General features: G+C 62.3%; 18 protein-coding genes. 13 read left to right on the forward strand and 5 right to left on the reverse strand.

Annotated features, from left to right (window positions below; all coding sequences use genetic code 11):
- Nucleotides 1–21: 21 nt before the first annotated feature.
- The 4 genes from EEQ99_RS21450 to EEQ99_RS21470 all read left to right on the forward strand — a co-directional run bounded on the left by EEQ99_RS21450 (nt 22) and on the right by EEQ99_RS21470 (nt 5,112).
- Nucleotides 22–948 (forward strand): carbohydrate ABC transporter permease, encoded by a 927-nt coding sequence (locus tag EEQ99_RS21450; protein ID WP_127431074.1) that lies wholly within the window; start codon nt 22–24, stop codon nt 946–948.
- On the forward strand, nt 938–1,822 hold the full coding sequence (locus EEQ99_RS21455; protein ID WP_047618844.1) for a carbohydrate ABC transporter permease: 885 nt from the start codon (nt 938–940) through the stop codon (nt 1,820–1,822). Before EEQ99_RS21450 ends, EEQ99_RS21455 begins: the two co-directional genes overlap by 11 nt.
- Nucleotides 1,823–2,021: 199 nt before the next feature.
- The gene (locus tag EEQ99_RS21465) at nt 2,022–2,951 is read left to right on the forward strand and encodes a substrate-binding domain-containing protein (protein WP_063473577.1); all 930 of its coding nucleotides are present in this window, start codon (nt 2,022–2,024) and stop codon (nt 2,949–2,951) included.
- Nucleotides 2,952–2,967: 16 nt separating this feature from the next.
- Complete coding sequence (locus EEQ99_RS21470) at nt 2,968–5,112, forward strand: methyl-accepting chemotaxis protein (RefSeq protein ID WP_029867885.1); 2,145 nt, start codon at nt 2,968–2,970, stop codon at nt 5,110–5,112.
- A gap of 54 nt (nt 5,113–5,166) precedes the next feature.
- Here EEQ99_RS21470 and EEQ99_RS21475 read toward each other — a convergent pair whose 3' ends face one another.
- From EEQ99_RS21475 to EEQ99_RS21485, 3 genes are all read right to left on the reverse strand, one after another.
- The gene (locus tag EEQ99_RS21475) at nt 5,167–6,429 is read right to left on the reverse strand and encodes a DUF3422 domain-containing protein (protein WP_127431075.1); all 1,263 of its coding nucleotides are present in this window, start codon (nt 6,427–6,429) and stop codon (nt 5,167–5,169) included.
- Nucleotides 6,430–6,620: 191 nt separating this feature from the next.
- Entirely contained in the window at nt 6,621–7,982 is a 1,362-nt protein-coding gene (locus tag EEQ99_RS21480; protein WP_127431076.1) for an MFS transporter, read from the reverse strand.
- Between the two features lie 205 nt (nt 7,983–8,187).
- Nucleotides 8,188–9,471 (reverse strand): ABC transporter substrate-binding protein, encoded by a 1,284-nt coding sequence (locus EEQ99_RS21485; RefSeq protein WP_029867882.1) that lies wholly within the window; start codon nt 9,469–9,471, stop codon nt 8,188–8,190.
- A 191-nt stretch (nt 9,472–9,662) separates the two neighbouring features.
- Here EEQ99_RS21485 and EEQ99_RS21490 point away from each other — a divergent pair, with 191 nt between their 5' ends.
- The 6 genes from EEQ99_RS21490 to EEQ99_RS21515 are packed head-to-tail and all read left to right on the forward strand — an operon-like array spanning nt 9,663 to nt 17,810.
- On the forward strand, nt 9,663–12,185 hold the full coding sequence (locus EEQ99_RS21490; RefSeq protein WP_127431077.1) for a hypothetical protein: 2,523 nt from the start codon (nt 9,663–9,665) through the stop codon (nt 12,183–12,185).
- A gap of 17 nt (nt 12,186–12,202) precedes the next feature.
- Entirely contained in the window at nt 12,203–13,297 is a 1,095-nt protein-coding gene (gene bglB / locus EEQ99_RS21495) for a beta-galactosidase BglB (protein ID WP_029867880.1), read from the forward strand.
- Nucleotides 13,294–14,658 (forward strand): polygalacturonase PglB, encoded by a 1,365-nt coding sequence (gene pglB / locus EEQ99_RS21500; protein WP_097543734.1) that lies wholly within the window; start codon nt 13,294–13,296, stop codon nt 14,656–14,658. Before bglB ends, pglB begins: the two co-directional genes overlap by 4 nt.
- Complete coding sequence (locus EEQ99_RS21505; RefSeq protein ID WP_047618858.1) at nt 14,646–15,752, forward strand: ABC transporter ATP-binding protein; 1,107 nt, start codon at nt 14,646–14,648, stop codon at nt 15,750–15,752. The genes pglB and EEQ99_RS21505 overlap by 13 nt, the downstream gene beginning before the upstream one ends.
- Nucleotides 15,753–15,754: 2 nt before the next feature.
- Complete coding sequence (locus EEQ99_RS21510; RefSeq protein ID WP_063473552.1) at nt 15,755–16,750, forward strand: carbohydrate ABC transporter permease; 996 nt, start codon at nt 15,755–15,757, stop codon at nt 16,748–16,750.
- Nucleotides 16,751–16,763: 13 nt separating this feature from the next.
- On the forward strand, nt 16,764–17,810 hold the full coding sequence (locus tag EEQ99_RS21515; RefSeq protein ID WP_174824483.1) for a carbohydrate ABC transporter permease: 1,047 nt from the start codon (nt 16,764–16,766) through the stop codon (nt 17,808–17,810).
- A gap of 262 nt (nt 17,811–18,072) precedes the next feature.
- Here the strand turns inward: EEQ99_RS21515 and EEQ99_RS21520 are convergent, their stop codons facing one another.
- Both EEQ99_RS21520 and EEQ99_RS21525 read right to left on the reverse strand, forming a co-directional pair.
- A complete protein-coding gene (locus EEQ99_RS21520) occupies nt 18,073–19,122 on the reverse strand; it encodes a LacI family DNA-binding transcriptional regulator (protein WP_244604831.1) in 1,050 nt (349 codons plus the stop codon).
- 102 nt (nt 19,123–19,224) lie between these two features.
- Nucleotides 19,225–19,857, reverse strand: a complete 633-nt coding sequence (locus tag EEQ99_RS21525) for a TetR/AcrR family transcriptional regulator (protein ID WP_047618973.1) — start codon at nt 19,855–19,857, stop codon at nt 19,225–19,227.
- Nucleotides 19,858–19,970: 113 nt separating this feature from the next.
- Between EEQ99_RS21525 and EEQ99_RS21530 the strand changes: the two genes are divergently transcribed.
- Genes EEQ99_RS21530 through EEQ99_RS21540 form a run of 3 tightly spaced genes read left to right on the forward strand, consistent with a single transcriptional unit; the run spans nt 19,971 to nt 25,194 of the window.
- Entirely contained in the window at nt 19,971–21,044 is a 1,074-nt protein-coding gene (locus EEQ99_RS21530; protein WP_047618862.1) for an efflux RND transporter periplasmic adaptor subunit, read from the forward strand.
- Nucleotides 21,041–22,126, forward strand: a complete 1,086-nt coding sequence (locus tag EEQ99_RS21535) for an efflux RND transporter periplasmic adaptor subunit (protein ID WP_029868245.1) — start codon at nt 21,041–21,043, stop codon at nt 22,124–22,126. The genes EEQ99_RS21530 and EEQ99_RS21535 overlap by 4 nt, the downstream gene beginning before the upstream one ends.
- Entirely contained in the window at nt 22,123–25,194 is a 3,072-nt protein-coding gene (locus EEQ99_RS21540; protein WP_047618865.1) for an efflux RND transporter permease subunit, read from the forward strand. The genes EEQ99_RS21535 and EEQ99_RS21540 overlap by 4 nt, the downstream gene beginning before the upstream one ends.
- The last annotated feature ends 50 nt before the right edge of the window (nt 25,195–25,244 follow it).

A 25,244-nucleotide genomic window follows, 5' to 3' on the forward strand; every position in this document is an offset into this window, starting at 1 on the left:
TTGCCGCGCATGGAGGAAGACATGTCGCAAAGCGCCGTCGCCGAAATTCCGTTGCAGCCCGGTCAGCCACGGCGCTTTCTGAAGCCTGAGACGCAGACGGCCATGCTGTTCCTGCTGCCGAGTTTCCTCGGCTTCATGATCTTCATGGCCCTGCCGATCCTGGCGTCGCTGGCGCTCTCCTTCACCAACTGGCAGCTGCTTTCGACGCCGTCCTTCGTCGGCTTTCAGAATTATATCAAGCTGTTCACCGTCGATCCGGCCTTCTACACGATATTGAACAACACGCTGTTCTTCGCCGTCGAGTATCTGGCCGTGAATATCATCGTCTCGCTGACGCTGGCGGTGTGGATATCCAGCCTGAATCACGGCAAGGCGATCTTTCGGGTGATCTTCTTCCTGCCGACCTTCACCCCGACCATTGCCGCCTCGGTGGTGTGGCTCTTGATCTTCACGCCGGACGGGCTCGCCGACAGCGTCATCCGCTCGCTCGGCCTCGGCCTGCCGAATTTCCTGCTGAGTTCGAGCTGGGCGATGCAGGCGGTCGTGATCGTCACGCTCTGGGCCAATGTCGGCTACAACGTCGTGATGTTCAACGCTGCGCTCGATCTGGTGCCGAAGCATTATCTCGAGGCGGCGACGATCGACGGAGCCAATGCCTGGCAACGCTTCTGGCGCATTCGCCTGCCGCTCATCTCGCCGACCATCTTCTTTGCCACTGTCATGACGGCGATCACCTCGCTGCAGGTCTTCGACGAGATCTTTGCGATGACGCGCGGCGGCCCCGGCTCGGCGACGTCGACACTCGGCTTCGCCATCTACCAGAAGGGCTTCGCCAATTTCCAGATGGGCTATGCCTCAGCTCTTGCCTGGGTGATGTTCGTCATGATCATGGCGCTCACCATCCTGCAGTTCCACATGCAGCGCAAATGGGTGCATTATGACGATTGATCCGAGCTCACGGCACCCACATTCCGTCTCTGCGGATCGCCGCCGCATCTTGCGTGGGATCGGCACCGTCTTGAGCTATGCGGGGCTTTCGCTGGTTGCGCTGCTGTTCCTCTTTCCCTTCTTCTGGATGGTGTCGAACGCGGTGCGCTCGAATGCCGAGGTCATGGCCGTGCCGGTCCGCATTCTCCCCGAGGAATATCATTGGGGCACCTTCGTCGAGGCCCTGGTGTCGCTGCCGTTCGGCACGTTCCTGTTGAATTCCTTCATCGTCGCCTGCGGCGTCACCGCGATCGTGATCGCGGTATCCTGCCTTTCCGCCTATGCGTTCGCACGGCTGCGGTTTCCGGGCCGCGAAGGACTGCTGCTGACCTTTCTCAGCACGCTGATGATCCCCCAGGTGATGCTGGTCATCCCGCTCTTCCTTCTCGTCAGCAAGCTCGGCTGGATCAACACCTATCACGGCATGATCCTGCCGGTCGCCTTCTCGTCCTTCGGCACCTTCCTACTGCGCCAGTTCATCCTCGGCATTCCCAAGGATCTCGACGAGGCGGCGATGATGGACGGGGCCTCGCGCCTGCGCATCCTGGTCAGGATCATCGTTCCGCTTGCCATGCCGGCCATCGGTCTCCTGGCGCTCTTCACCTTCATCGCGCAGTGGAAGAGTTTTCTCTGGCCGCTGATCGCTACCAGCGGCCTCGAAAAAGCCACGCTGCCACTCGGCCTCACCCTGTTTCAGACGCAGCAGGGCACCGCCTGGAACTACATCATGGCGGGTGCGACGATCTCCATGCTGCCGGGCGTCGTGCTCGCCATCGTGCTGCAGAGGGTGATCTACAAAGGCATCAGCGTCGGCTCCGGCTTCGGCGGGCGCTGATGTCTATAAGTACAAGGACTTAAGCGCATTGCGTCAAGTTCGATGCGATGTCCTTGAAGTCCGGCCGATTGCCGCCGAAGAACGCGCTGCTCGCGTTGCAAGATCATATCCCCTGCTTAACGTTTGTTTCCGGTCGAAAAGTAAAATTTAACCAAAATTTGAAATAACGCAGTTGTATCCGAATTGCGCAGGGGAATTCATGAAAACGGCCACGCTTGCATCCATCGCTCTGGCGATATCGGTCTCTGTTGCCAATGCGCAGACGATCGCGGTTTCGATGACCAATCTCGACAAATTCAGAGAGATGCTTCTGAACGGCGTCGTCTCGCACGGGAAGACGATATCAGGCCTCAAGCTCGTCACCGCGAATGCCAAGGGCGACAACGAACTGCAGAAGAAGCAGGTTCAGCAGTTCGTCGCCGACAAGGTCGATGCCATTATCATGATGCTGTCTGATGGCGATCTCGGGCCGCAAATGACCAAGATCGCAGCGGATGCCGGCATTCCGCTGATCTACATCAACACGACGCCCTCCAATCTTTTGGACTTGCCGGACAATCAGGTCGTCGTCGCCTCCGATGAGAAAGACTCCGGTACGCTCGAGACGAAGCAGGTATGCTCTCTCCTCAAGGGCAAGGGCCGCGTCGTCGTGCTGATGGGGGAGGTCTTCCATGTGGCTGCCCGCACCCGCACCCAGGACATCACCGATGTCATTGCGACGCCGGAATGCAAAGGCCTCGAGATCGTCGAGCGGCAGGCGGCCTATTGGTCACGCGATTATGCCGATCAGCAGATGCAGGAATGGCTGGCGGCCGGCGTCAAGTTCGATGCGGTTATCGCCAATAATGACGAGATGGCGCTTGGTGCGATCCGCGCCATGAAGAGGGCCAATATCCCGATGAAGGACGTCGTCGTCGGCGGCGTCGACGCGACCGACGACGCGCTCGCCGCGATGGTGGCCGGCGATCTCGACGTCACCATTCTCCAGAGCGCCGTCGGGCAGGGCGCTGCCGCTGTCGACGCCGCCGTGAAGCTGATCAACAAAGAGAAGGTGCCGCGCGAAAACAACGTTCCCTTCGAACTCGTCACACCTGAAAACATTGCCGCCTATCTGCCGAAGAGCCAGTAAGCATAAGAGGACTATCATGTTGCATTTCTGGAATAAATTCGGCATTCGCGCGCAGATCACCTCCGGCTTCGTGCCGCTGATCCTGTTGATGAGCCTGCTGACGGTCAGCGCCATCTCGGGCATGAACGGCCTCGCCGCGATCTTCGCATCCTATCGCGTCACGGCCGGTCAAAGTCTCGCCATCTCGGACTACAGCGAGCAGTTGAACGAAATTCAGATGTCGGCCGAAGCGTTCCGCTCGACGCCGACACAAGCCGTGGTCGACAGCTTTCGCGCCGGCGTGAAGGCCTTCGAGGCGGATGATCCGCGTTTTGCCGGCAACAAGGAGCTGCAGTCCGGCCTTGCGGCGATCCGTCAGGAGATCACCGCCTATGGCAAGGCTTTCGAACAGATTGTTTCCCTCCAGGCCCGACGCGACATGCTGATCTCCAAGGTCACCGAATTCGGCCCCTGGACCAGCATCGCGCTCAACGACGTCGTGCGCAGCGCCTGGCGCCAGAACGACGTGGCCCTGCTGCAGATGACGGCGGCGACGCTGGAGGCCCTGAACCGCAGCCTCTATTTCTCCGAACGCTTCGTGCATTCCGATGATTTCGCCGCCTATGATACGGCGCAGGCAGCACTCGCCGAAGCCGTGGCGCTCAACGATGCCGCCGCCAAGGCCGCAAAGAACGAGCTGCAGAAGAAGCGCCTGATGGGCGCCGGCCAGCTCATGCAGAACTACACCGCCCGTCTCGGCGACATGAAGGAGGTGCTGCAGGCTGCCGGCAATATCCGCCAGACGCAGCTGAACGTGCTGGCGCCGAAGATATCAGGCGAGTTCAAGAATCTGCAGGCGGCAGTGACCGGCGCGCAGAAGAACCTCGACGGTTCGGTCGACGCAACGGTTGCCTCCGCGACCAGCACGACGCTGGTTATCAGCGGTCTCCTGATCGTCATCGGCCTGGTGCTTTCCTATTTCGTCGGCCGGCTGATTTCCTCGGCGGTGCGCAACATGGCCCAGTCGATGGAACAGCTTGCCCGCGGCGAGGAAGGGATCGTCATCACCGGCGTCGAGCATCGCCACGAATTGGGCGCCATGGCCCGGTCGCTGAAGGTCTTCCAGGAGACAGGCCGCGCCAAGCTGATCGCCGAGGCCAATGCCGAACGCGCGCGCCTCGCTGCCGAAGAGGAACGGCTCCGTCAGGAGGCCGAGCGGCTCTCCGACGCGCAGGTGATGGAACATGCCTTCCGCCAGATCTCCGTCGGGCTGGACGCATTGTCGAAGGGCGATCTCACCGTCCGCGTCGGCGAAGTCGATCATCGCTACGTCAGGATCCGGGATCATTTCAACAACTCGGTTGCGAGCCTCGAAGAGGCGGTGGATTCCGTCATTCGCGCGGTCGCCACCATTCGGTCCGGCCTTGCGGAAATCTCCACGGCGTCCAACGATCTCGCCCGCCGCACCGAGCAGCAGGCAGCGTCCCTGGAAGAAACGGTGGCGGCGCTGGGTGACGTGACCCGTGGCGTCAACGGAACGGCGGAGGGCGCAAGCCGCGCCCAGGGTGTCGTAGCAACCGCCCGCACCAATGCCGAAAAGGGCGGCGAGATCGTTGCCCGCGCCATCGACGCGATGACGGAAATTCAAAATTCATCGTCGAAGATCGGCAACATCATCAGCGTCATCGATGAGATCGCCTTCCAGACCAACCTGCTGGCGCTGAACGCCGGCGTGGAAGCGGCGCGTGCCGGCGAGGCCGGCAAGGGCTTCGCCGTCGTCGCTCAGGAAGTCCGCGAGCTCGCCCAGCGCTCCGCCAACGCGGCAAGGGAGATCAAGCAGTTGATCTCCACTTCCTCGGCGCAGGTCAAGACAGGCGTCCAGCTGGTGGGTGAATCCGGCCTGTCGCTCGAACAGATCGTCGAGCAGGTCACCGCCATGAATGCGACCGTGGCCGAGATCGCCGTTGCCGCCCGCGAGCAGGCGACGAGCCTGCGCGAGGTGTCGGCCGCCGGCGACCAGATGGACAAGGTGACGCAGCAGAACGCCGCGATGGTTGAAGAGACCACGGCGGCCGCCCAGAGCCTGACGCATGAAACCGAAAGCCTTGCCGAATTGCTGCGGCGCTTCAGGACGAGCAGCGGCCGGGCATCGGAGCATCGGCACTACGCCTTGGCATCCTGACCTTCCATCGATGCACGAAAGTAAACGCCGCCGCCCGAAAGGGCGGCGGTCGCGTCAGTGGCTCCCGGGTGCCGGACCGTGTGGTACGCCGGCAATGCTCTTGCGAACATGACGGACCGCCGTCCAGACGGCGAAGAGCACGAGCGGGATGGCGCCGAGTACGGCGAGCTTCGCCACATGCGGATCGACACCCAGTTCTGAAATGCTTTCCAGGCAGATCTTCGCCAGCCCGACGGTGTAGTAGGTGATGGCGATGACGGAGAAGCCTTCGACCGCCTGCTGGATATGCACCTGGATGCGCGCCCGCTCTTCCATCGACGTCAGCAACGACGCGTTCTGATCCTCGAGCTGGACCTGCACGGTCGTCCTGAGAAGGTCTCCAGCCAGGCTCACACGTTCGGCGAGTTCGTCGAGCCGGCGCTCGGCGGCTTCGACCGAGCGGACGGCCGGTTGAAAGCGCCGGTCGATGAAGGTGCCGAGCCTCTGGCGCTGCTCGACGCGTGCCTCGCGAAGCTCCGACACTCTGCTCGCGACAATTTCGGCATAGGCTTTCGTCGCTCCGAAGCGGTGGCGGGCCAGCGCCGAGAAGTTGAGAACATCCGACGAGAGCCTGGTCACCTCGGAAAGCAGCGCCTTGTCGACCTTGATCGCACTCTGCATATGCGCGATCAGCAAGTCGAGGCGCCGGTCGAAGACGGAGAGCTTCGAGACCGTCTCGCGCGCCATCGGCAATGCCAGCAGCGCCATCATCCGGTATGTCTCGATCTCCAGGAAACGCCTGACCATGCGGCCGGTGCGATAGGCGTTGAGGTTGCGGTTGAAGAACAGGAATTCGACGAAACCGCTGTCGGTCAGCCGGAAGTTCGAATGCACTTCCGCATCGCCGCCGCCGACCTGAGAGGCGACATAGTCGAGTTTCGGTTTTTCCGGACGCTGTCCGTCCTTCTCGTCCCGCACCAGCACCCGAACGGCTGCAATGATCTTTCCGTCGATCTGGCGGCAGCAGGCCTGAAAGGCTTCCGGCGGCTGGCTGCCGGGTTCGGCCGATGCCGGAACGACGAAGGTCAGCGTCAGGAACTCGGTATGGGCCTCCCACTTCAGCCGGCCGTCGCCGAAACGGCCGATGCCGTGGTTACCCTCGCGAGTCGTGGAGACATCTTCCAGCCCCGGCAGCGAGACTGGGATTGAAGGAGGAGCATTCTCGCCGACGATGGCGACGTGCCAGACATCGGTGTCGCCGTCGAAATAAAGCGACGGCCGCGCGTGCAGCTCGTTGTGAAGTTCCCTTCGCAGCGGATGCTCGGAGCCCATCGGCATGGAAATGCACCTCTATACGGTAGGCAGTCGCTGGGTCGCCGGACGTAACCGGGTTGCCGGCACTTGTGAATTAACGGACCCGCAGGCTGGCGCAGACCGACAACGCCTATAGCCTCTCGCGGGGCTCGTGTCACGAGACCTTCGCCGACGGATGCGGAGGCTGCGCATGACCGCGACATCCGGCCGCGCGTTCAAAGCAAGCGCCAGGCGATAAAGCTTCCAAGCAGCTGCGCGCTGCCGCCTGCCGTCATCGCGACGATAAAGGCAGTTTCCGCCTCCCCCAGGAAGGCGAAGATCGCCCCGAGCAAAGCGACGCCTATCGTCGCCCCGACCATGCGGGCAACATTGATCAGGGCGCTGGCCGTGCCGGCGCGATCGGCGGTGACGGTCGAAACCGCAACCGCCGTCAGAGGCCCCGTCGCCATGCTCATCCCGATCCCGGTTACCAACAATCCGATCTCTTCGGCGATGAGCCAGTCGGCCAGAAAGGATGAGCCGAGCAGGAGGTTGCCCAAACCCATCAGCGCCAGTCCAGCAGATATGGTGCGGTTCTTCCCAAGGTGTTCCGAAATCGAGCCGGAGAAGGGTGAGATCGCGATGAAGCTGAGAGCCATCGGCAGCAGCGACAGTCCGACCTCCACCGAGGCCAGGCGTCCGAGGCCGAGGGAGGCGAGCGGAAAAAGAAAAAGCGTGCCGTACATGCCGAAAGTCATTGCGGCCGTTCCGGCCATGGCACCGCGGAACTGCCTGCCCGAAAACATCGAGATCGGAACCAGAGCCTTCTGCTCCAGGCGCTTCTCGACGATGATGAAAAGCAGCAGAAGCAGCGCGCCGGCGATTGCCATGAGTGCCATCCATAAGGGCGGCAGATGCGATGATTCGATTGCGGCGAGGGTCAACACGGTGAGAGATACGATCCCCAGCAATTGCCCCGGCATGTCGAAGGACCGGCCTTGCCGATCGGCACTTTCCGGAACGAAAAACCGTGCTGCCGCCGCCGCGATCAGCGCGATGGGAATGACGACGAAGAAGACGGATCGCCAGCCGAAATCACGGATGAGGAGGCCGCCGAGGCTCGGACCGATCGCCAGCGACATTCCATTGCAGCCGGCCCAGATTCCGAGCGCCCGGGCACGGACCTTCTCATCCCGGTAGATGACCCGGATCAGCGAAAGAGAAGCGGGCAGGAGGAGGGCAGAGCCGAAGCCGGTCAGGGCCCTCGCCGCAATGAGGACCGCGATGGTCGAGGTGAAAGCGCAGCCAAGGCTCGCCAGGGCAAAAACAGCGCAGCCGATCACGAACATCAGGCGGCGGCCGTAAAGATCGGCGAACAGGCCGCCGCTGATGAGAAGTGCGGCGTAAACGAGATTGTAGGCGTCGACGACCCACTGCAGCTCGGTGACGGAGGCCCTGAGATCGAGCCCTATCGGCTGAACCGCCAGATTGACGACCGATGTATCGACCTGCGCTACGATCACGCCGAGGCAAAGAATGGCGAGAGCGGCCGGCTTCAGCTGCGAGTAAGCCTGGGTGCCTTGTTCGATTGAGTGCATGACGCTGCCTTTCCAGTACGGCGCCGTGCGTCTTTTCAGACGCGCAAGGGACGCTGCAACACTTTGAAGGCAGACGTAGCGTGGTTCAGGCCGTCGACAATTCGAAACAGGTCGAAGTGTCCGTAGGGAAAATGAAAAGCCACGGCCCTGTTGCGAGGCCGTGGCTGCTGCATGCGCGCATTTTGCGGGACAACGCGTGACCGGGTTACTTGGCGGCGAGCGCCCCGTTGACCTTGTCGACGTCGGCACTCATTGCCTTGAAGGTCTCGTCGAGGGAAAGCTCGCCGACGATCAGCTGGCTCATCCTCTGGACGATCAGCTGATAGATGGCGGAGGATCCCTTGAGACGTTCCAGGTCCCGGGCTGCCTGCGGCACGCTATTGCGGCTTCCGAGGAAGACGGCCATGGCGTCCTTAGCATTCTTGCTCTCGAGCTTGTACTGCGGGTCCTTGATGTCGGCGCCCGTCAGGATGACGTAGTTTTCGGCGATTTCACGCTGGACCTTTTCGGAGCCGAGGAACTCGATGAACGCCGCCACGGCTTCCGGATACTTGGTGCGCTTGAAGCCGACGATCGCGGTGCCGCCCGGCATTGCATAACAGCCGGCATCGCCGCACGGGGCGCTGATCGCCGTCCAGTCGAAGGCGTCGCCGATCTTCTTCTGGAACGGATTGACCATCCAGTTGCCGGCGAGATAGGTCACGACGTTGCCGTTGACGAATTCGTCGCCCATGTTCTTGTACTGGGTTCCGCCGGCAGCGCCCCACATTTCCTTGGGGAAGGAGCCGTCCTTCGTCCAGCCGTAGAGATCCGTGACATAACGCTTGGCGGCATCGTCGGGGAAGAAGAACTTGCCGTCCTTGACGTAGTTCGAGCCGTAGGAGAATGCCGCGCCGGAAAAGCGATGGCCCGAGCGATCCATCGTGAAGGGGATCTGGGCGCCGGTCGCCTTGGCGACGCGCGCCGAGGCTTCGACGATGTCCTTCAGCGTGGCGGTGGGCTTCGGAAGCGGTTCGCCGGCCTGTTCGAAGAGCGTCTTGTTGACGAAGGGCAGGTTGAAGGTCTGCGAGGCGATATAGCCGTTGATCGACTTCGGATCGTTGACGCCGGGGAAGCGAAGCGTGTTCAGGCTGTCGCCGTGCAGCTTGGCAAAGCCGTCCGGGTCTTTCATGTAGGGACGCATGTCGAGGTAGTAGGGCGCAAGCTGCCAGTCGGTGATCTTGGCGATGTCAGGACCTTCGCCGACGGCGAGCTGCACCGGCAGCTGCTTGGCGACCGCATCATAGCCCGACGAGACGAAGTTGACCTTGACATCGGGATGCGCCGTCTCGAATTCCTTGCTCAGCGCTTCCATCCGCTCGACGTAAGCCTGGTCGTCGTCGGTAAACAGAAAGGTGATCGTCTTGGTTTCCGCCATGGCCGCGCCGGCCCATGCGAAAGAAACGGTAGCCAGCGCCAGTGCGAGGGCTCCTGAGAGATAGGTTTTCATTTTCATCCTCCCATGAAAACATTTTCATCAATCGCGGCGTCAGCCATCGATAAATGAATTTCATATACTTGACATTCGTCCCGTCAAGCTATTTTCTGAGGCAATAGCGATGTTTTTGAGCATTTTTCAAAAACGACGCGCCCAAATGACCTAATGAAAATATTTTCATAGGATTGCGGAGGAGGCGGTCTGTGAAAACGGAATGCATCAAGCGGCCGGACGATATGGCGCCAGCATATGGCGTGGCCGCGGGCCAGACGGTAACGGCATGGGCGGTATCCGGCCTCATCGCCAGCTATTTTCCGGGCGAGCCGGCGTCGGCCGAAGACCGCGTAAACTATCGTTTCATCAACGGTTTCGTCGATGTCGGCGACCTGCCTTGCCGCAAAGCCTTCTGGTCCACCATGGTGGGGCGGCCGCTCTCGCCCGACACGTCCTGGCCGACCGAGAGCCTCTATCTTCCCGGTTCGAACCGCCGCGTCGAGTTCACCGGCTTCTGGCATGTGCCGACGCATCTCAGGCGATGGCTGAAGGGCACGTTCAGGACCGAGACGGCGCGAACGCTCAATCTCAGACTGAAGACCTGCGGCGGCGTTCGCATATGGGTCAACGGACAGGAGGCGGTGCGCTTCGAACCCTTCAAGCGTAATGTCGAGAGCGCAACCGACATCAGGCTGACGCTCGAAGCCGGCGACAACCACATTCTCGTTCACACCGAAGACCTGGCCGAGCGCGACACGACGTGGTTTTTCGAGCTAGAGCTGCTGGATGAGGAGCCGCTCTGCGTGCTGTTGCCGGTATCGCTGGACCAGGATGAGGTTCGCGAGCTGGAAGCCCTTGTGCGCGGCGTTCGCCCGGCCCGCGACGTCTTCGTCAACCAGCCGCTGGAGATCATCTTCGACACGGCGCCGGAGCGCGACCTGCCTGTAGAGCTCAAGGTCATCGGCCATGGTCACGAGCGGCCCGTTCTCGCGCATTCGAAACTGACCCTGCATGCTCATCAGAACCGTCTGGTCGCCGAGAATGTCTCTGGCATCGCAGATGGTTATCACGGCATCCACATGACGATCGGTTCCGGTACGGGCTCGGTCACCCGCGTCATCGATGCCGCCTTCATGAGCTGCATTTCGCCGTTGCCGGCCGAGGCATCGCTTTCTGCCCGCAAGCGGCAGGCGCTGGAATACAGCGCCCGCTTCGGCGCCAACCGCGTCGGGCGTCTCATTGCGATGATGGAAACCGGTCACCACGACCAGGAAAGCTTCGACCGCATCATCGACGCAACGCTCGTCTCCATCGATGCGCGGGAGGATTGCTCGGATTTCATCATGGTGCCACTGTTGTGGCTGCTCGGCGCCTATGCCGACCGGATGCCGGCGGCGGTGGTCGATCGCATCCGGCATTCCGTTCTCTCTTATCGTTACTGGGTCGACGAGCCGGGCAACGATGCGATGTGGTTCTGGAGCGAGAACCATGTGCTCTGCTTTCACACGAGCCAGCTGCTGGCCGGACTTCTTCTGCCCGACGAGGTGTTTTCAGCCTCGGGCAGGACGGGCCGGCAGCAGGCGGAACTTGGCCGCGCGCGCCTCGCGCGCTGGTTCGACAGCGTCGAAGCCCACGGATTGGCGGAGTGGAACTCGGCGGCCTATTACCCGATCGACTTCATCGGCCTGCTGGCGCTGGAGCGCTGGGCCGAGACGGCGATTTCGGAGCGCGCCCGCGGCCAGATCGATCTCATCTTCCGCATGATCGCCCTTCACACGCTCGCAGGCGTTCCGGCCGGATCGCAGGGCCGCGCCTACGACAAGGAACTGCGCGCCGGCCCGCTGACAGAGCTTGCACCTTTCGCCCAGGTCGCCTTCGGAACCGGCTGGCTGAACAATGGCGTGGCGGCATTGACCATGTTCTGCGCCGGCGGCTACGAGCCGCCGGCCGATCTCGCCGAGCTTGCGTCGCTTGCCAGGACCAGAAGCGTCGAGGCGCGTTACAGCCAGGGGCTCGAGAGCGGAAAACTCGTGCTGTTCAAAAACGAGGCGGCGCAGCTTTCGACCGTCGTCGATCACAAGACCGGCCAGAAGGGCCATCAGCAGCATGTGCTCGACATCCGGCTCGCCGGCCACCCCATGGCGAGGCTCTGGGTCAACCATCCCGGCGAGGACGATCCCTGGGGCAATCAGAGGCCGTCCTATTGGGCCGGCAACGGCATTCTGCCGCGCGTTGCCCAGCATCGTGACGTCGCCCTGCTGATCGAGGACACAAGCGATGCGCGGCACGGATGGACGCATGCCTATATCGGTCGCGACGGCCTGGACGATCTCATCACCGAAGACAAGTGGCTGATTGCGCGATCGGGCAGGGGATTTGCCGCCCTCTGGGCGTCGAACGGCCTGGAGCTGATCACCGACGGCCCGACCGCCGGCCGCGAGGCGCGCTCCTACGGGCCGCTTTGCGGCTGGGCGGCCGTCGTCGGATGCGGCAGCGGCGATGCCTTCAAGGCGTTCATCGAACGCCTGTGCCAGACGACGGTTTCCTTCGATCCCGGGCTTCGGCGGCTCGCGTTGACGCCGCCGGGCGGCCCGGCGCTCTGCCTGTCCTATGCCGACGGTCTTTCGATCGCCGGCAAGGCGAGGCCGTTCACGTACGATCAGCCACACCCGATCCTCACCCACGACAGTGCAGCCTCCGGGGCCGGCACTGACGGGCCGTTCTACTCCTGAAACATAGGTCTCCAAGCATGAACACAACATCTGTCGATAACGCCGCTCTCCTGACGACGATCGATCGCGTTGCAACGGCTTTCAGCCGGCTCAAGGGCATCAAGGAAGGTCTCGTGACCGGAAATTCCGCCTCGGGAATCCAGTTCGACGAATGGGACTGGGAAGTCGGCGTCGGTCTTTACGGTTTCCTGCGGCGCGCCATTGCCACCGATGACCAGAAAGCGCTGCAGGAGCTTGTTGCCTGGTATGCCGGCCAGATCGAACGCGGCCTGCCGCCGCGCCAGATCAACAGCACGGCGCCGATGCTGCCGCTTGCGATCCTCGTCCAGCATGTCGACCGTCCCGATTTTCGCGCTCTTGTCGAGGACTGGGCCGAATGGCTCGTCAAGGAATTGCCGAAGACCGAAGACGGCGGTTTTCAGCACGTCGTCAAGGAGCGCCTCAACGACGGCGAATTGTGGGACGACACGCTTTTCATGGCCTGCCTGTTTCTCGCCCGGGCCGGCGTGCTCTGCGAACGCAGCGACTGGATCGACGAGGCCGTCTATCAGTTCGTGATCCACACCCGCTACCTCTCCGATCCGGTCAGCGGCCTCTGGTATCACGGCTGGACCTTCAACGGGCGGCACAATTTCGCCAATGCCTTCTGGGCGCGCGGCAATGCCTGGATCACCGTTGCCATCCCCGAGCTCTTCGATCTCGTTCCGACGCTCGGCGAGAAGGACCGGCGTTTTCTGTCGAACGTCCTCGTCAGCCAGGTGCGCTCGCTGAAGGAATGCCAGCGGCCGGACGGGATGTTCACGACGCTTCTGGACGACCCGTCCTCGCCGCTGGAAACCTCGGCCACGGCAGGCATTGCCTATGGCATATTGCGCGCCGTCGATGCCGGCATTCTCGACGATAGCGACAAGGCCTACGCGGAGCGGGCGCTTGCGGCAGTGCTGGCGCAGATAGACGAGGAAGGTGTGGTCCACGGCGTCTCGGACGGCACGCCGATGGGGCATGACCTCGATTTCTACAGGCGCATCCCGAACGTGCCGACGCCTTACGGCCAGGCGCTGACCATGCTGTTGCTGACGGAAGTCGTCCTCGAGAACGGCGATCGCCAATGAGCCCCGTGTCTCTTGTCGCGATCGAGCCGGCGGAGGACGACGATACGGTCCGCCTGCAGGCGGCCATCGACGGCCTGTCGGCTTCGGGCGGCGGACGCGTGGAGCTCATGGCCGGCATCCATGTCTGCCGGGGGCTCCAGCTCAGATCCGATGTCGACCTTCATCTGGCCGCCGGCGCGATCCTGCGTCCCGTTGCGGATTACGAGGCCTATGCGCATACGAGTGTTTCGGTGATCGCCGAAAAGTCGGACCGCGGCATGATCGTCGCTAGGGATGCACGGCGGATCAGCCTGACGGGGGCGGGGCGCATCGAAGCCGGTTGCGACAGCTTCATTGTGGGAGACGACGAGACAGTCGGAACCTTCATTCCGGCCGAGTTTCGTCCGCGCGTCGTAGTATTCGAGGGCTGCGACGAGGTCGAGATCAGCTCTGTCCATATTAGCCGCTCGCCGATGTGGACGCTGCATTTCGTCAACTGCACCGATGTGGTCGTCAGCAACGTAACCATCGACAACGACCGTCGCCTTCCCAACACGGATGGTATCGTGCTGGATGCCTGCCGCGGCGCCGTGATCGAGGACTGCCGGATATCGACGGCCGACGACGGCGTATGCCTGAAGACGAGCATCGGCCCCGATCGTGTCGCCATCGGACGATGCGAAAACATTCTTGTCCGCCGCTGCTCCGTTCAGAGCCTCAGCTGTGCGCTGAAGATAGGCACGGAAACCCATGGCGACGTCACCAACGTCGTGTTCGAGGATTGCAACGTCGCATCCTCCAACAGGGCGCTCGGCATATTTTCCCGCGATGGCGGCCGGATATCGAATGTGAGGTTTTCGCGAATTGCGGTGGAATGCCGCGAGACCCCCGATGGTTTCTGGGGCTCAGGCGAGGCGCTGACCGTCAATGTGGTCGACCGCATCGCGGAGCGCACGGCGGGCGCCATCGAAAATCTCATCGTCGAGGATATCACCGGCCGGATGGAGGGGGCGATCACGGTCATTTCGACCTCGTCGGCCGGCATCCGGAACGCATCACTGGCGCGTATCGCCATCGACCAGCAGCCCGGGCAACTCGGCACGGCGCGGTCCTACGACCTGCGCCCGACGAACGCCGACCTTTCCCCGAAAGCCGATGGCGGCGGCCGCGCCAATGCCTGGACCCGCGGGTCGGACGGGCGGGTGATCGGCCTTGAGAATTATCCGGGAGGAATGCCGGCCGTCTACGTGGCTGATGTCACCGGGATCTTGATGAACGAGGTGCGGATCACAAGACCGACACCGCTGCCGCAAGGCTGGAACAAAAACGACGCCGTCTTCGAAACGGTGGCACCTGATGGGAGTGGGGCATGGCAGAACTGAAACTTTCCAACGTCAACAAGTCGTATGGCTCTGTCAAAGTCCTGCATGACGTCGAGCTCGATATCAAGGACGGCGAGTTCGTCGTCTTCGTCGGTCCGTCGGGATGCGGCAAGTCGACCCTGCTGCGCGTCATCGCCGGTCTCGAAGAGGTCACGACGGGCGCAATCGCGATCGGGAGCCGCGACGTCAGCGCGCTCTCGCCGGCCGAGCGCAAGATCGCGATGGTCTTCCAGTCCTATGCGCTCTATCCGCATATGAGCGTTCGCAAGAACCTCGCTTTCGGCCTGGAGAACCTGAAGTTCAAGCGCGCCGAGATCGAGGCGCGGATTGCCGAAGCCGCCAGGATGCTGGCGATCGAACCCTATCTGGACCGGCGTCCGAAGCAGCTTTCGGGCGGCCAGCGTCAGCGCGTGGCGATCGGCAGGGCCATCGTGCGCGAACCGGACATTTTCCTCTTCGACGAGCCTTTGTCGAATCTCGACGCCGCCTTGCGCGTCCAGACCCGCGCCGAGATCACCAAGCTCCACCGCGACATCAAGACGACGATGATCTATGTCACCCATGACCAGGTCGAGGCGATGACGATGGCCGACAAGATCGTCGTGCTGCGCGCCGGGCGGGTCGAGCAGGTCGGCGCGCCGCTGGACCTGTTCGATAGCCCACGCAATCTGTTCGTCGCCGGCTTCCTCGGTTCGCCGCGCATGAACATCATCAAGGGCAAGGTATCAGGCATCGGCGAAAACGGCGTCGCGATCGATGTCGGCAACGGCGGCAAAATCGTCAGCGATGTCGATCCTGCGGGGATTGCGGTCGGGCAGGCCGTTCTCGCCGGCATCCGGCCCGCGCATTTTTCACGCTCCGGCGAGCAAGGTCTGCCGTTCATCGTCCAGTATCACGAGGGCCTCGGCACAGAAACCTATGTCTACGGCAACCTTGCAGGCCAGGATGAGCAAATCATCATTCATGAGGCCGGCCATTTCGCGCCGGCGCCGGGTGATCACATCCTGATCGACGCCGCCCCGGGACGGGTTCACCTGTTCGATCCCGAAAGTGGCCTGGCTTTTGCCCGGCGGCCCGGACAGGGGAGGCGCTGAACATGGCGGCGCTCAAGGCAGGTGCATTGCTGTCCCAGGCAGGCGAAACGGCGATGCGGGTGGTCGAAGCCCCGATGAATGTGGTCGAGCGCATCTTCGGCCGCAAACGCATGCCATGGCTGTTCCTGGCGCCGAACCTCGTTCTGTTCGCCATTTTCACGTTCCTTCCCATCGCGATCGCGATCGGTTACGCCTTCACCGGCGGCACGAACCTTTTCGTCTCGGAGCGGCCCTTCGTCGGCCTGGATAATTTCCGCACACTGCTTTCCTGCGGCAATTATCTGCAGCCGGGAACCTGCCAGGAATCGCTGTTCTGGACGGCTGTGTGGAACACGCTCTGGTTCGTGGCCCTCAATGTCGTCGCCACCTTGCTGGTGGCGCTGATCACGGCACTGATCCTCAATCGGGCGATTGTCGCGCGCGGCTTCTTCCGGGCGATGTTTTTCTATCCCGTTCTGCTGTCTCCCGTCGTCATCGGCCTCATCTGGAAATGGTTCCTCGATCGCAACGGGCTCCTGAACGCCTTCTTCCAGATGATCGGCGTTCCCCCTGAGATCTTCCTGCTCGACGTCGGCTGGTCACGCTTCTTCGTCGTCGTGGTCTCGGTCTGGTTTCACATGGGTTTTTATACCCTCATCCTGCTCGCCGGCCTTCAGGCTATTCCGAAGGAGCTTTACGAGGCTGCCTCCATCGATGCTGCTTCACCGCGCCGCACGCTTTTCAGGATCACGCTTCCCCTGCTGGCCCCGAATCTCTTGGTCGTGTTCATTCTTTTGATGATCAAATCGGTCCAGATCTTCGACGAGGCCTGGGTTTTGACCAATGGCGGCGGTCCCGGCACGGCCAACAGCTTCATCGTGCAATATATCTACCAGATGGCATTCGGCAGCGATCTCCGTCTCTTCGGTCTCGCATCCGCCGCATCGGTTCTGATGGGGCTGGTGCTTCTGGTCCTCACCCTCATACAGCTGCGCATCGGCAAGCGAATGGAGTCCTGAGATGAACAGCCGTATGAATCCGATCAGTTTTCTCACGCGCACCCGCCGGGCCGGACGCATCGATATAACCGACATATTGTCATGGGTCTGGCTGATCGGCGGAACCTTCGTGGTGCTGGTTCCCGTCCTCTGGGCGGGCCTCTCCTCGCTGAAGCCGGCGGCCGAAATTACCCGGTTTCCACCGACCCTGCTTCCCCGGGCCGCCGTGGAGCAGACCGTACCCGGCTTCGACAAGCCGCTCAGCCTCTGGCAGGTCACCGTTGACGGCCAACAGCGCGAAATGGCCATGGTCCGGCGCATCGGCCTCAAGGCCCAGATGGTCGACCCCGCAAATCCGGGACAGCCCGTCAGCGTCGACGTGAAGGGGCTGACGCCGGTGCAGAAGCTGACGGTCGCCACGGAAAATTACACCGATCCGCTGACGCGCTTCAACTTCCTGACCTTCCTCAAGAATTCGGTCTTCGTCACCTTCGTCGCAACGCTGCTGACGCTGATCGTCAACGCCATGGCGGCCTTTGCCCTGTCGAAATACAAATTTGCAGGCGACACCGCGGTCTTCGTCATCATCATTTCAACCCTGATGATCCCGCTCGCCGTCGTCATGGTGCCGGCCTATCTCGTTATCGTCGGGGTCGGGCTCGCCGATAATCTCTGGGGCGTCATCCTGCCGACGGTCGCCTCTCCGACCGCCGTCTTCCTGCTGCGGCAATATATGCTGACCATACCCGATGAGCTGATAGAGGCGGCGCGCGTCGATGCGGCGAGCGAATTCTGCATCTTCTGGCGTATCATCCTGCCGCTGACGGCGCCGGCACTGGCGGTGCTGGCGATCTTTTCCGTGCTCTGGCGCTGGAACGATTTCCTCTGGCCGCTCATCGTCCTCAACAGCCGCGAGAATTTCACGCTGCAGGTCGGTCTGAACGCGTTCCAGGGCGAGTTCTCTGTGCAGTGGCATTATATCCTGGCAATGACGTTCCTCAGCCTGCTGCCTGTCACGGTCGTCTTCCTGTTCCTGCAGAAGTACATCACCACAGGCATTGCCGGAACAGGGATGAAGTGAACGGCAAGGCGGGGAGAAAGATCTCCTCGCCCCGTCGGAGAACCCATACTGCGTCTTCCTCCCGACTGAAGCGCGTCGCATTGAACTTGTTTCATGCGGCGCGCTTCGGTCTTTGTTGTGCGAGGCCCCCAAGGCGGCCGGCCATTTTTCGAGCGACACGCACCGTCGCCTAGGCACAGAGGTTCGCACGTGATCGCCTGGATCTCTCCAATTCCGTTTTACGAAAATGCCGGGAATTCAGCCTAGTGCCCGGAACTAGACATTAGCGCGGCGGCGCGACGCTACCCCTCAAGACGAGATGGCATCCGAGCTCCAGGCGATGGGCCGGCCGCTGCGGGTCGTTGGCGATCAGCCGCTGCTCGATGAGCGCCAAAGCGGCGGCGCCGAGCCTGTCGGTGGGAACGCTGATCGTCGAAAGCGGCGGACGGCTGAATTCGCCGGGGACGATGTCGTCGAAGCCGAGGACGGAAATCGCTTCGGGCACACGGATGTCGCGATCGGCCAAGGCCTTCAAACAGCCGAGCGCCAGATTGTCGGCGGCGCAGAAGACGGCCGTCGCTCCTTTCATCGTGGGATCGCGGTCGAGCAGCGCGTTGATGGCAGCCTCGCCATGCCTCGGCTCATATCCTTCGGCCTCGACGATCATATCCTCCGGCACGGGAAGCTGAGCGGCGAGATAGGCATCGGAAAAGCCGTCATACCGGCGCTGGATCGTGGTGCGGCCCTTCCAGGTCAGGTGCAGGATGCGGCGATGCCCGAGCCCCAGCAGGTGCTCGATGCCGAGCCGCGCGCCGAAACGGTTTTCGGGCGTGACCGTATCGACCAGCATGGCTGGATCCTCGCCGTTAACGAGGACGACGGGCATGTCGGGGAAGGCGAGGCTTCGGATCAGTTCCGGCTGATCGTCGTTCAGGATCACGATGCCGTCGGCGCGCTCCGTGAGCGCGATCTGCCTGACCTGAGCGCCGTCGATGCGTCGGCCGGTGCTGACGAAAGGCACGATCCTGATGCCGCGGCGCTCGCACTCCCGTCGAAGGCCGTTGAGGATCGTCCAGCTCACCAGGTTGAGATCGCTCTGCGGCGCGGCGTCGTCGGGAATGGCAAGCAGCAGAACGCGCAAGGCCGCGATCGTCGCCTTCTTCCTCCGGCGGTCGAGGTAACCCAGGCGTTTGGCCGAGTCGAGAACCCTCTCGCGCACCTCGATCGTCAGCGGCGCGGTTCCGTTCAGCGCGTGCGAGGCCGTGCTCAGCGACACGTCGGCATCGCGCGCGACATCCTTGAGATTGACTTTGCGTTCCACTTTTTCCGTCACGAATTGAGGCTATGCCTTCGAAGGCATCGCTAACTCGATGTTTTCACATAAAAACTTGAGAAAAGCTATGCGCTTTGCGCGGTATTTTTCGTCATTCTGTGATCAGTGAGGCTTGGCCAGCAGGCCGTGCAGCAGCAGGTCGAAATAGGCCCGCAGGAAGGCCTCCTTGTTGGGGGGCGGCTCGCGGCGGTCGTCGAATATAAGCCTGAGAACCGTCGTCGTCAGGATGGGTGCGACCACGATGTCGGAGAATTCCACCGGAATTGCCCGAAATTCCCCCGACGCCACGCCCTCCAGAATGAGGCCGTCGACCTTGGCGATGATCGGCGCAATGAACTCATCATGGTGGCGGTCGATCAGGTCGGGAAACCGCTGCCCTTCGGATATGACGAGCCGCGTCAATTCGCGGGTCGTGCGATCCTCGGCAATTTGCTCGTAAAGCAGGCCGAGAATGGAAAGCAGCCTGTCGGTAGCGCTGCCGCTGAGGCCCTCGGCCGTCTCCAGCAACTCCTGAAACGGCACGGAGAAATGGTGGATCATCGCTTCGAAAAGCTTCTCCTTCGTCTCGAAGTAGACATAGACCGTGCCTTTGGTGACGTTGACCCTTTCGGCGATGTCTTCCACACGCGTGCCCGAAAAACCGCTTCTGACGAATTCTTCGAAGGCCGCATCCAGGATCTGGATGGGCCGCAGCGCTTTCTGTTCCGCGCGTGTGAGTTTCTTCGGAGTTGTCATTTTTTTCCTTGCCTCCCGTGTCGTGCGCGGCTCGTCCCCTGCGGCACAAAGTTTCATTGACTAATGCGTCAGTCAATTATATAGCAGCTGCCGTTGAGAGCAAGAGGTCAACTATGAGAACCATTCTGGTCGCCACAGCGATCGTATGCGCCATCGGTCTCGGATCATGCAGCGATGCGGGCGGGCCGACTGAGTCCACCCCGCGGCAGGTCACCGTCGTCGTCGCCAAACCCGAGCCGCTGGTTGAGGGCGGCGCGATCACCGGAGAAGTCCGCGCACGTGTCCAGACCGATCTGTCCTTCCGCGTCAGCGGCAAGATCATTGAACGGCTGGTGGAAGTCGGACAGTCCGTGAAGGCGGGGCAGCTGCTGGCGCGGATCGATCCGGAAGAGCAGAAGGCCGAACTGGATGTGGCGGCTGCCAATCTTCAGTCGGCTGAAGCCCAGCAGACCCAGGCACAGCTCGCCTATGACCGCCAGCAGAGCCTGTTTCGAACGCAGGTGACGACGCGCGCGGCGCTCGACCAGGCGCAGGAGGCGCTTCTGACCGCGCAGGCATCGACGAAGTCGGCGCAGGCGCTGTTGGAAACGGCTCAGGACACTTTGTCCTACACGGAGCTGAAGGCGGATGCCGACGGGATGATCACCGCCCGCAATGCCGAGGTCGGGCAGGTGGCGCAGGCCGCGCAGGTCGTCTTCACCCTTGCCCATGACGGCGACCGGGATGCCGTCTTCGAGGTGGTCGAAAGCGCGTTCCTACGCCCGATCGACGGCGACGGAACTGTGACCCTTCTGTCGGACCCTTCACAGAAGATCGCGGCGAAGGTGCGCGAGATTTCGCCGACCATCGATTCCTCCACCGGAACCATCAAGGTCAAGGTTGCGATATCGAGCGACGCGCCCATTCCCCTCGGCGCTCCCGTCGTCGGGAGATTCAATTACGTCTCGCAGGACGTCATCCAGCTTCCCTGGTCCGCCATGACGTCCAAGGACGGCAAGCCGGCCGTCTGGATCGTCGATCCCGCATCCTCCGCGGTTTCGGCAAGGGCTGTGGATGTCGCCGGCTACGAGACCGGCAGCTTCATCGTCAAATCAGGCGTGTCGGCGGGTGACGTCGTGGTGACCGACGGGACCAAGTTCCTCAGGCCGGCTGAAATCGTGTCTTATGTCAAGGAAGCTTCCAAGTGAGTATTCGTCCCAAGATAGTCGCCCTGATGATGGGTACGGCCCTGATTTCCTCCTGCACGAAGCAGGAGGAAAGCAAGGAGGATGCGCCCCGTCCCGTGCTGTCGATGACAGTCAAACAGACGTCCGTTTCGAGCCTCAGCCTGACCGGCACGATCGAACCGACGATCGAGACCGAACTCGGCTTCCGGATTCTCGGGCGGATGATCGCCCGCAATGTCAATGTCGGGGATATCGTCAAGCGGGGCGACGTCGTCGCCGCCATCGATCCGCTGGCGCTGGAGCTTGCCGTGCGTAACGCACAGTCGGACGTGGAGAACAGCGACGCCCAGCTCAGAAACGCGGTGACCACGGAGCAGCGCCAGCGGGCGCTGGTGGAGTCGCGTTCCGGCACGGAAGCCTCGCTCGAAGAGGCCGAGCAGGCGAGACGGACGGCCGCGGCCGCCGTGGCCAAGGCGCAGGCCAACCTCGACAAGGCCAAGGAGCAGCTCGGCTACGCGCAGCTTCAGGCGGAATTCGATGGCGTGGTGACGGCGACCTCGGCCGAGGTCGGACAGGTCGTCTCGGCCGGCCAGACGGTCGTGACCATCGCCCGGCCGGACAGGCGCGACGCCGTGGTCGATGTGCCACAGGCAGCCGCCCAGAAACTGAAAATCGGCGCGCCTTTCGAAGTGACGCTGCAGCTCGATCCGACCATCCGCACATCCGGGGTGGTGCGCGAGATCGCGCCGGAGGCGGAGACCGCCACCCGCACGAGCAGAACCAAGATCGCGCTCAGCGATCCGCCTGAAACTTTCAGGCTCGGCTCCGTCATCTCGGCCTCGGCAACCATTGCCGCCGATCCGCAGATCGTTCTGCCTTCCTCTGCCATCCTTGTCGGCAGCGACGGCCCGAGCGTCTGGATCGTCGACGCGCCGGCCAAAAAGGTATCGCTGCGCCGCGTGACGATCGACGGCGACGTCGAAGACGGCGGTACCGTCCGCGTCACCGAAGGGATCGCCGCTGGAGAACGGGTGGTCGTGGCAGGCGTGCATAAACTTGAAGATGGCCAGACCATCAGGATCGACCAGGAGATCAGCCAGTGAAGTCCTTCAACCTTTCCGACTGGGCGCTCGAACACCGTTCGCTCGTCTGGTACTTCATGATCGTCTTCATTCTCGCAGGCACCTTCTCTTATCTGAACCTCGGCCGCGAGGAAGACCCGAACTTCACGATCAAGACGATGGTGATCACCGCCCAGTGGCCCGGCGCGTCCGCCGAAGAGGTGACGCGGCAGGTGACCGACAGGATCGAGAAAAAGCTCCAGGAACTGGAATCGCTCGACTACACCAAGAGCGAGACCGTTGCCGGCCAGACGACCGTCTTCGTCGAACTGCTGCCGACGACCAAGGCCAGGGATGTCGCACCGACCTGGCTGCGCATCCGCAACATGATCGCCGACATCAAGGGCGATTTCCCGAGCGGGGTCGTCGGTCCCTTCTTCAACGATCGCTTCGGCGACGTGTTCGGCAACATCTATGCCTTCACGAGCGACGGACTGACCCAGCGGCAGCTTCGCGATCTCGTCGAAAATGCCCGCTCCGAGGTTTTGACCGTGCCCAACGTCGGCAAGGTCGATGTGATCGGCGCTCAAGACGAGGCGATCTATCTGGAATTCTCCACGCGCCAGATCGCAGCGCTCGGCATCGACCAGCAGTCAGTCATCCAGACCCTGCAGGCGCAGAATGCCGTCACCCAGTCCGGCTTCGTCGATGCCGGGCCGGAGCGCATCGCCCTGCGGGTGAGCGGACAGTTCACTTCCGAGGAAAGCCTCCGGACGATCAACCTCAGGATCAACGACCGCTTCTTCCCGTTGACCGATGTCGCCACGATCAAACGCGGCTACGTCGATCCGCCCTCGTCGCTGTTCCGGTTCAAGGGCCAGCCCGCCATCGGGCTTGCCATCGGCATGAAGCAGGGCGCCAATCTCCTGGAATTCGGCGAGGCGCTGGACGCACAGATGAAGCGCGTCGTCGCCGATCTTCCGATCGGCGTGGACGTCCACCGCGTTTCCGACCAGCCTGCCGTCGTCGACGAAGCGGTGTCCGGCTTTACCCGCGCACTCTTCGAAGCAATCGTCATCGTGCTCGTCATCAGCTTCATCAGTCTCGGTCTTCGCGCCGGCATGGTGGTGGCGATCTCCATACCTCTCGTGCTCGCCATCACCTTCGTGGTGATGGAATATTCCGGCATTTCGCTTCAGCGTATCTCGCTCGGCGCGCTCATCATCGCGCTCGGACTGCTCGTTGACGACGCGATGATCGCCGTCGAGATGATGGTTGCCCGCCTGGAGGCGGGCGACGATCTCAGGAAAGCCGCCACCTACGTCTACACGTCGACCGCCTTTCCGATGCTGACGGGAACGCTCGTCACCGTCGCGGGCTTCATTCCGGTTGGTCTCAACAGCAGCGCCGCCGGCGAATTCACCTTCACGCTGTTCGTGGTCATCGCGGTGTCGCTGATCGTTTCCTGGGTGGTGGCGGTGTTGTTTACTCCGCTTCTCGGCGTCACGATCCTGCCGAAGACCATGAAGTCGCATCATGAGAAGAAGGGGCGCTTCGCCTCGATCTTCTCCTGGCTTCTGGGGCTGGCGATGCGCTGGCGTTGGGTCACCATCATCCTCACGGTCGGCGTCTTCGGCCTTTCGGTCGGCGGCATGGGGCTGGTGCAGCAGCAGTTCTTCCCGAACTCGGACAGAACCGAGCTCGTGATCGACTGGAATCTTCCCCACAACAGCTCGATCGCCGAGACCAACAGGCAGATGGCCAAGTTCGAAAAGGAGATGCTGGCCGACAATAAGGATATCGATCACTGGACGACCTATGTCGGCCAGGGTGCGCCCCGCTTCATCCTGTCTTTCGACGTGCAGACACCCGATGTCACCTTCGGACAGACGATCATCGTCACGAAGGGGCTCGACGTGCGCGACAAGGTGCGGGCGGAGCTGCAGGACTATCTGACAAAAACCTTCCCCGGCACCGACGCCTTCGTGAAGCTTCTCGACATCGGCCCGCCGGTGGGCAAGCCGGTTCAGTACCGGATCAGCGGCCCCGATATTCAAAAGGTTCGCGACATCTCGCAGCAATTTGCCGGCGTCGTCGGCTCGCATCCGCTGCTGTCGAACATGGTCCTGGACTGGAACGAGCCGTCCCGCGTGGTGAAGGTCGACGTGCTGCAGGACAAGGCGCGCCAGCTCGGCGTTTCCTCGGAGGATATTGCCACCGCCCTCAACGGCATCGTCGAAGGCTCGACGGCAACGCAGGTCCGCGACGATATCTATCTGGTCAACGTCATCGGGCGAGCCAGGGCATCCGAACGGGACTCCATCCAGACGCTGCAGAACCTGCAGCTTTCCACCTCCAACGGCAAGGTCGTGCCTCTTTCGGCCGTGGCGAACTTCCGCTACGAACTCGAGCAGCCGACGATCTGGCGTCGTGACCGGCAACCCACCATCACGCTCAAGGCTGCCGTCATCGGTTCGACACAGCCGGCCACCATCGTCGACCAGCTGAAGCCGAAGGTCGAGGAGTTCCAGAAGAACCTCCCGGTGGGATACAAGGTGGAAGTGGGTGGCGCGGTCGAATCCAGCGCGGAAGCCCAAGGGCCGATCGCTGCGGTCGCTCCGCTGATGCTCTTTACGATGGCGACGATCCTGATGATCCAGCTGCAGAGCTTCAGCCGCCTTTTCCTGGTGTTCGCCGTCGCGCCGACGGCCCTGATCGGCGTGGTCGCAGCACTCTTGCTAAGCAACGCCCCCATGGGCTTCGTCGCGATCCTCGGCGTGCTGGCGCTGATCGGCATCCTGATCCGCAACTCGGTTATCCTGGTCGTCCAGATCGAGCATCTGCGCAGCGAAGGAATGGCGCCATGGAAGGCGGTCATCGAAGCCACCGAACACCGCATGCGGCCGATCATGCTGACGGCCGCCGCCGCCACCCTCGCGCTGATCCCGATCTCGCGCGAAATCTTCTGGGGGCCGATGGCCTACGCCATGATGGGCGGCATCGTCGTCGGCACCGCGCTCACCCTGCTGTTCCTGCCTGCGCTCTATGTCGCCTGGTTCCGGATCCCGCGCGATGAAGACGTCCAGGCCGACGCCGTTGCAGAAGCATGAGCACGCGTGTCCCCGAATATCGCATGCGGCCGCCAGGGCGGCCGCTGCAT

Source organism: Rhizobium anhuiense, from assembly GCF_003985145.1.
Taxonomy (GTDB): domain Bacteria; phylum Pseudomonadota; class Alphaproteobacteria; order Rhizobiales; family Rhizobiaceae; genus Rhizobium; species Rhizobium anhuiense.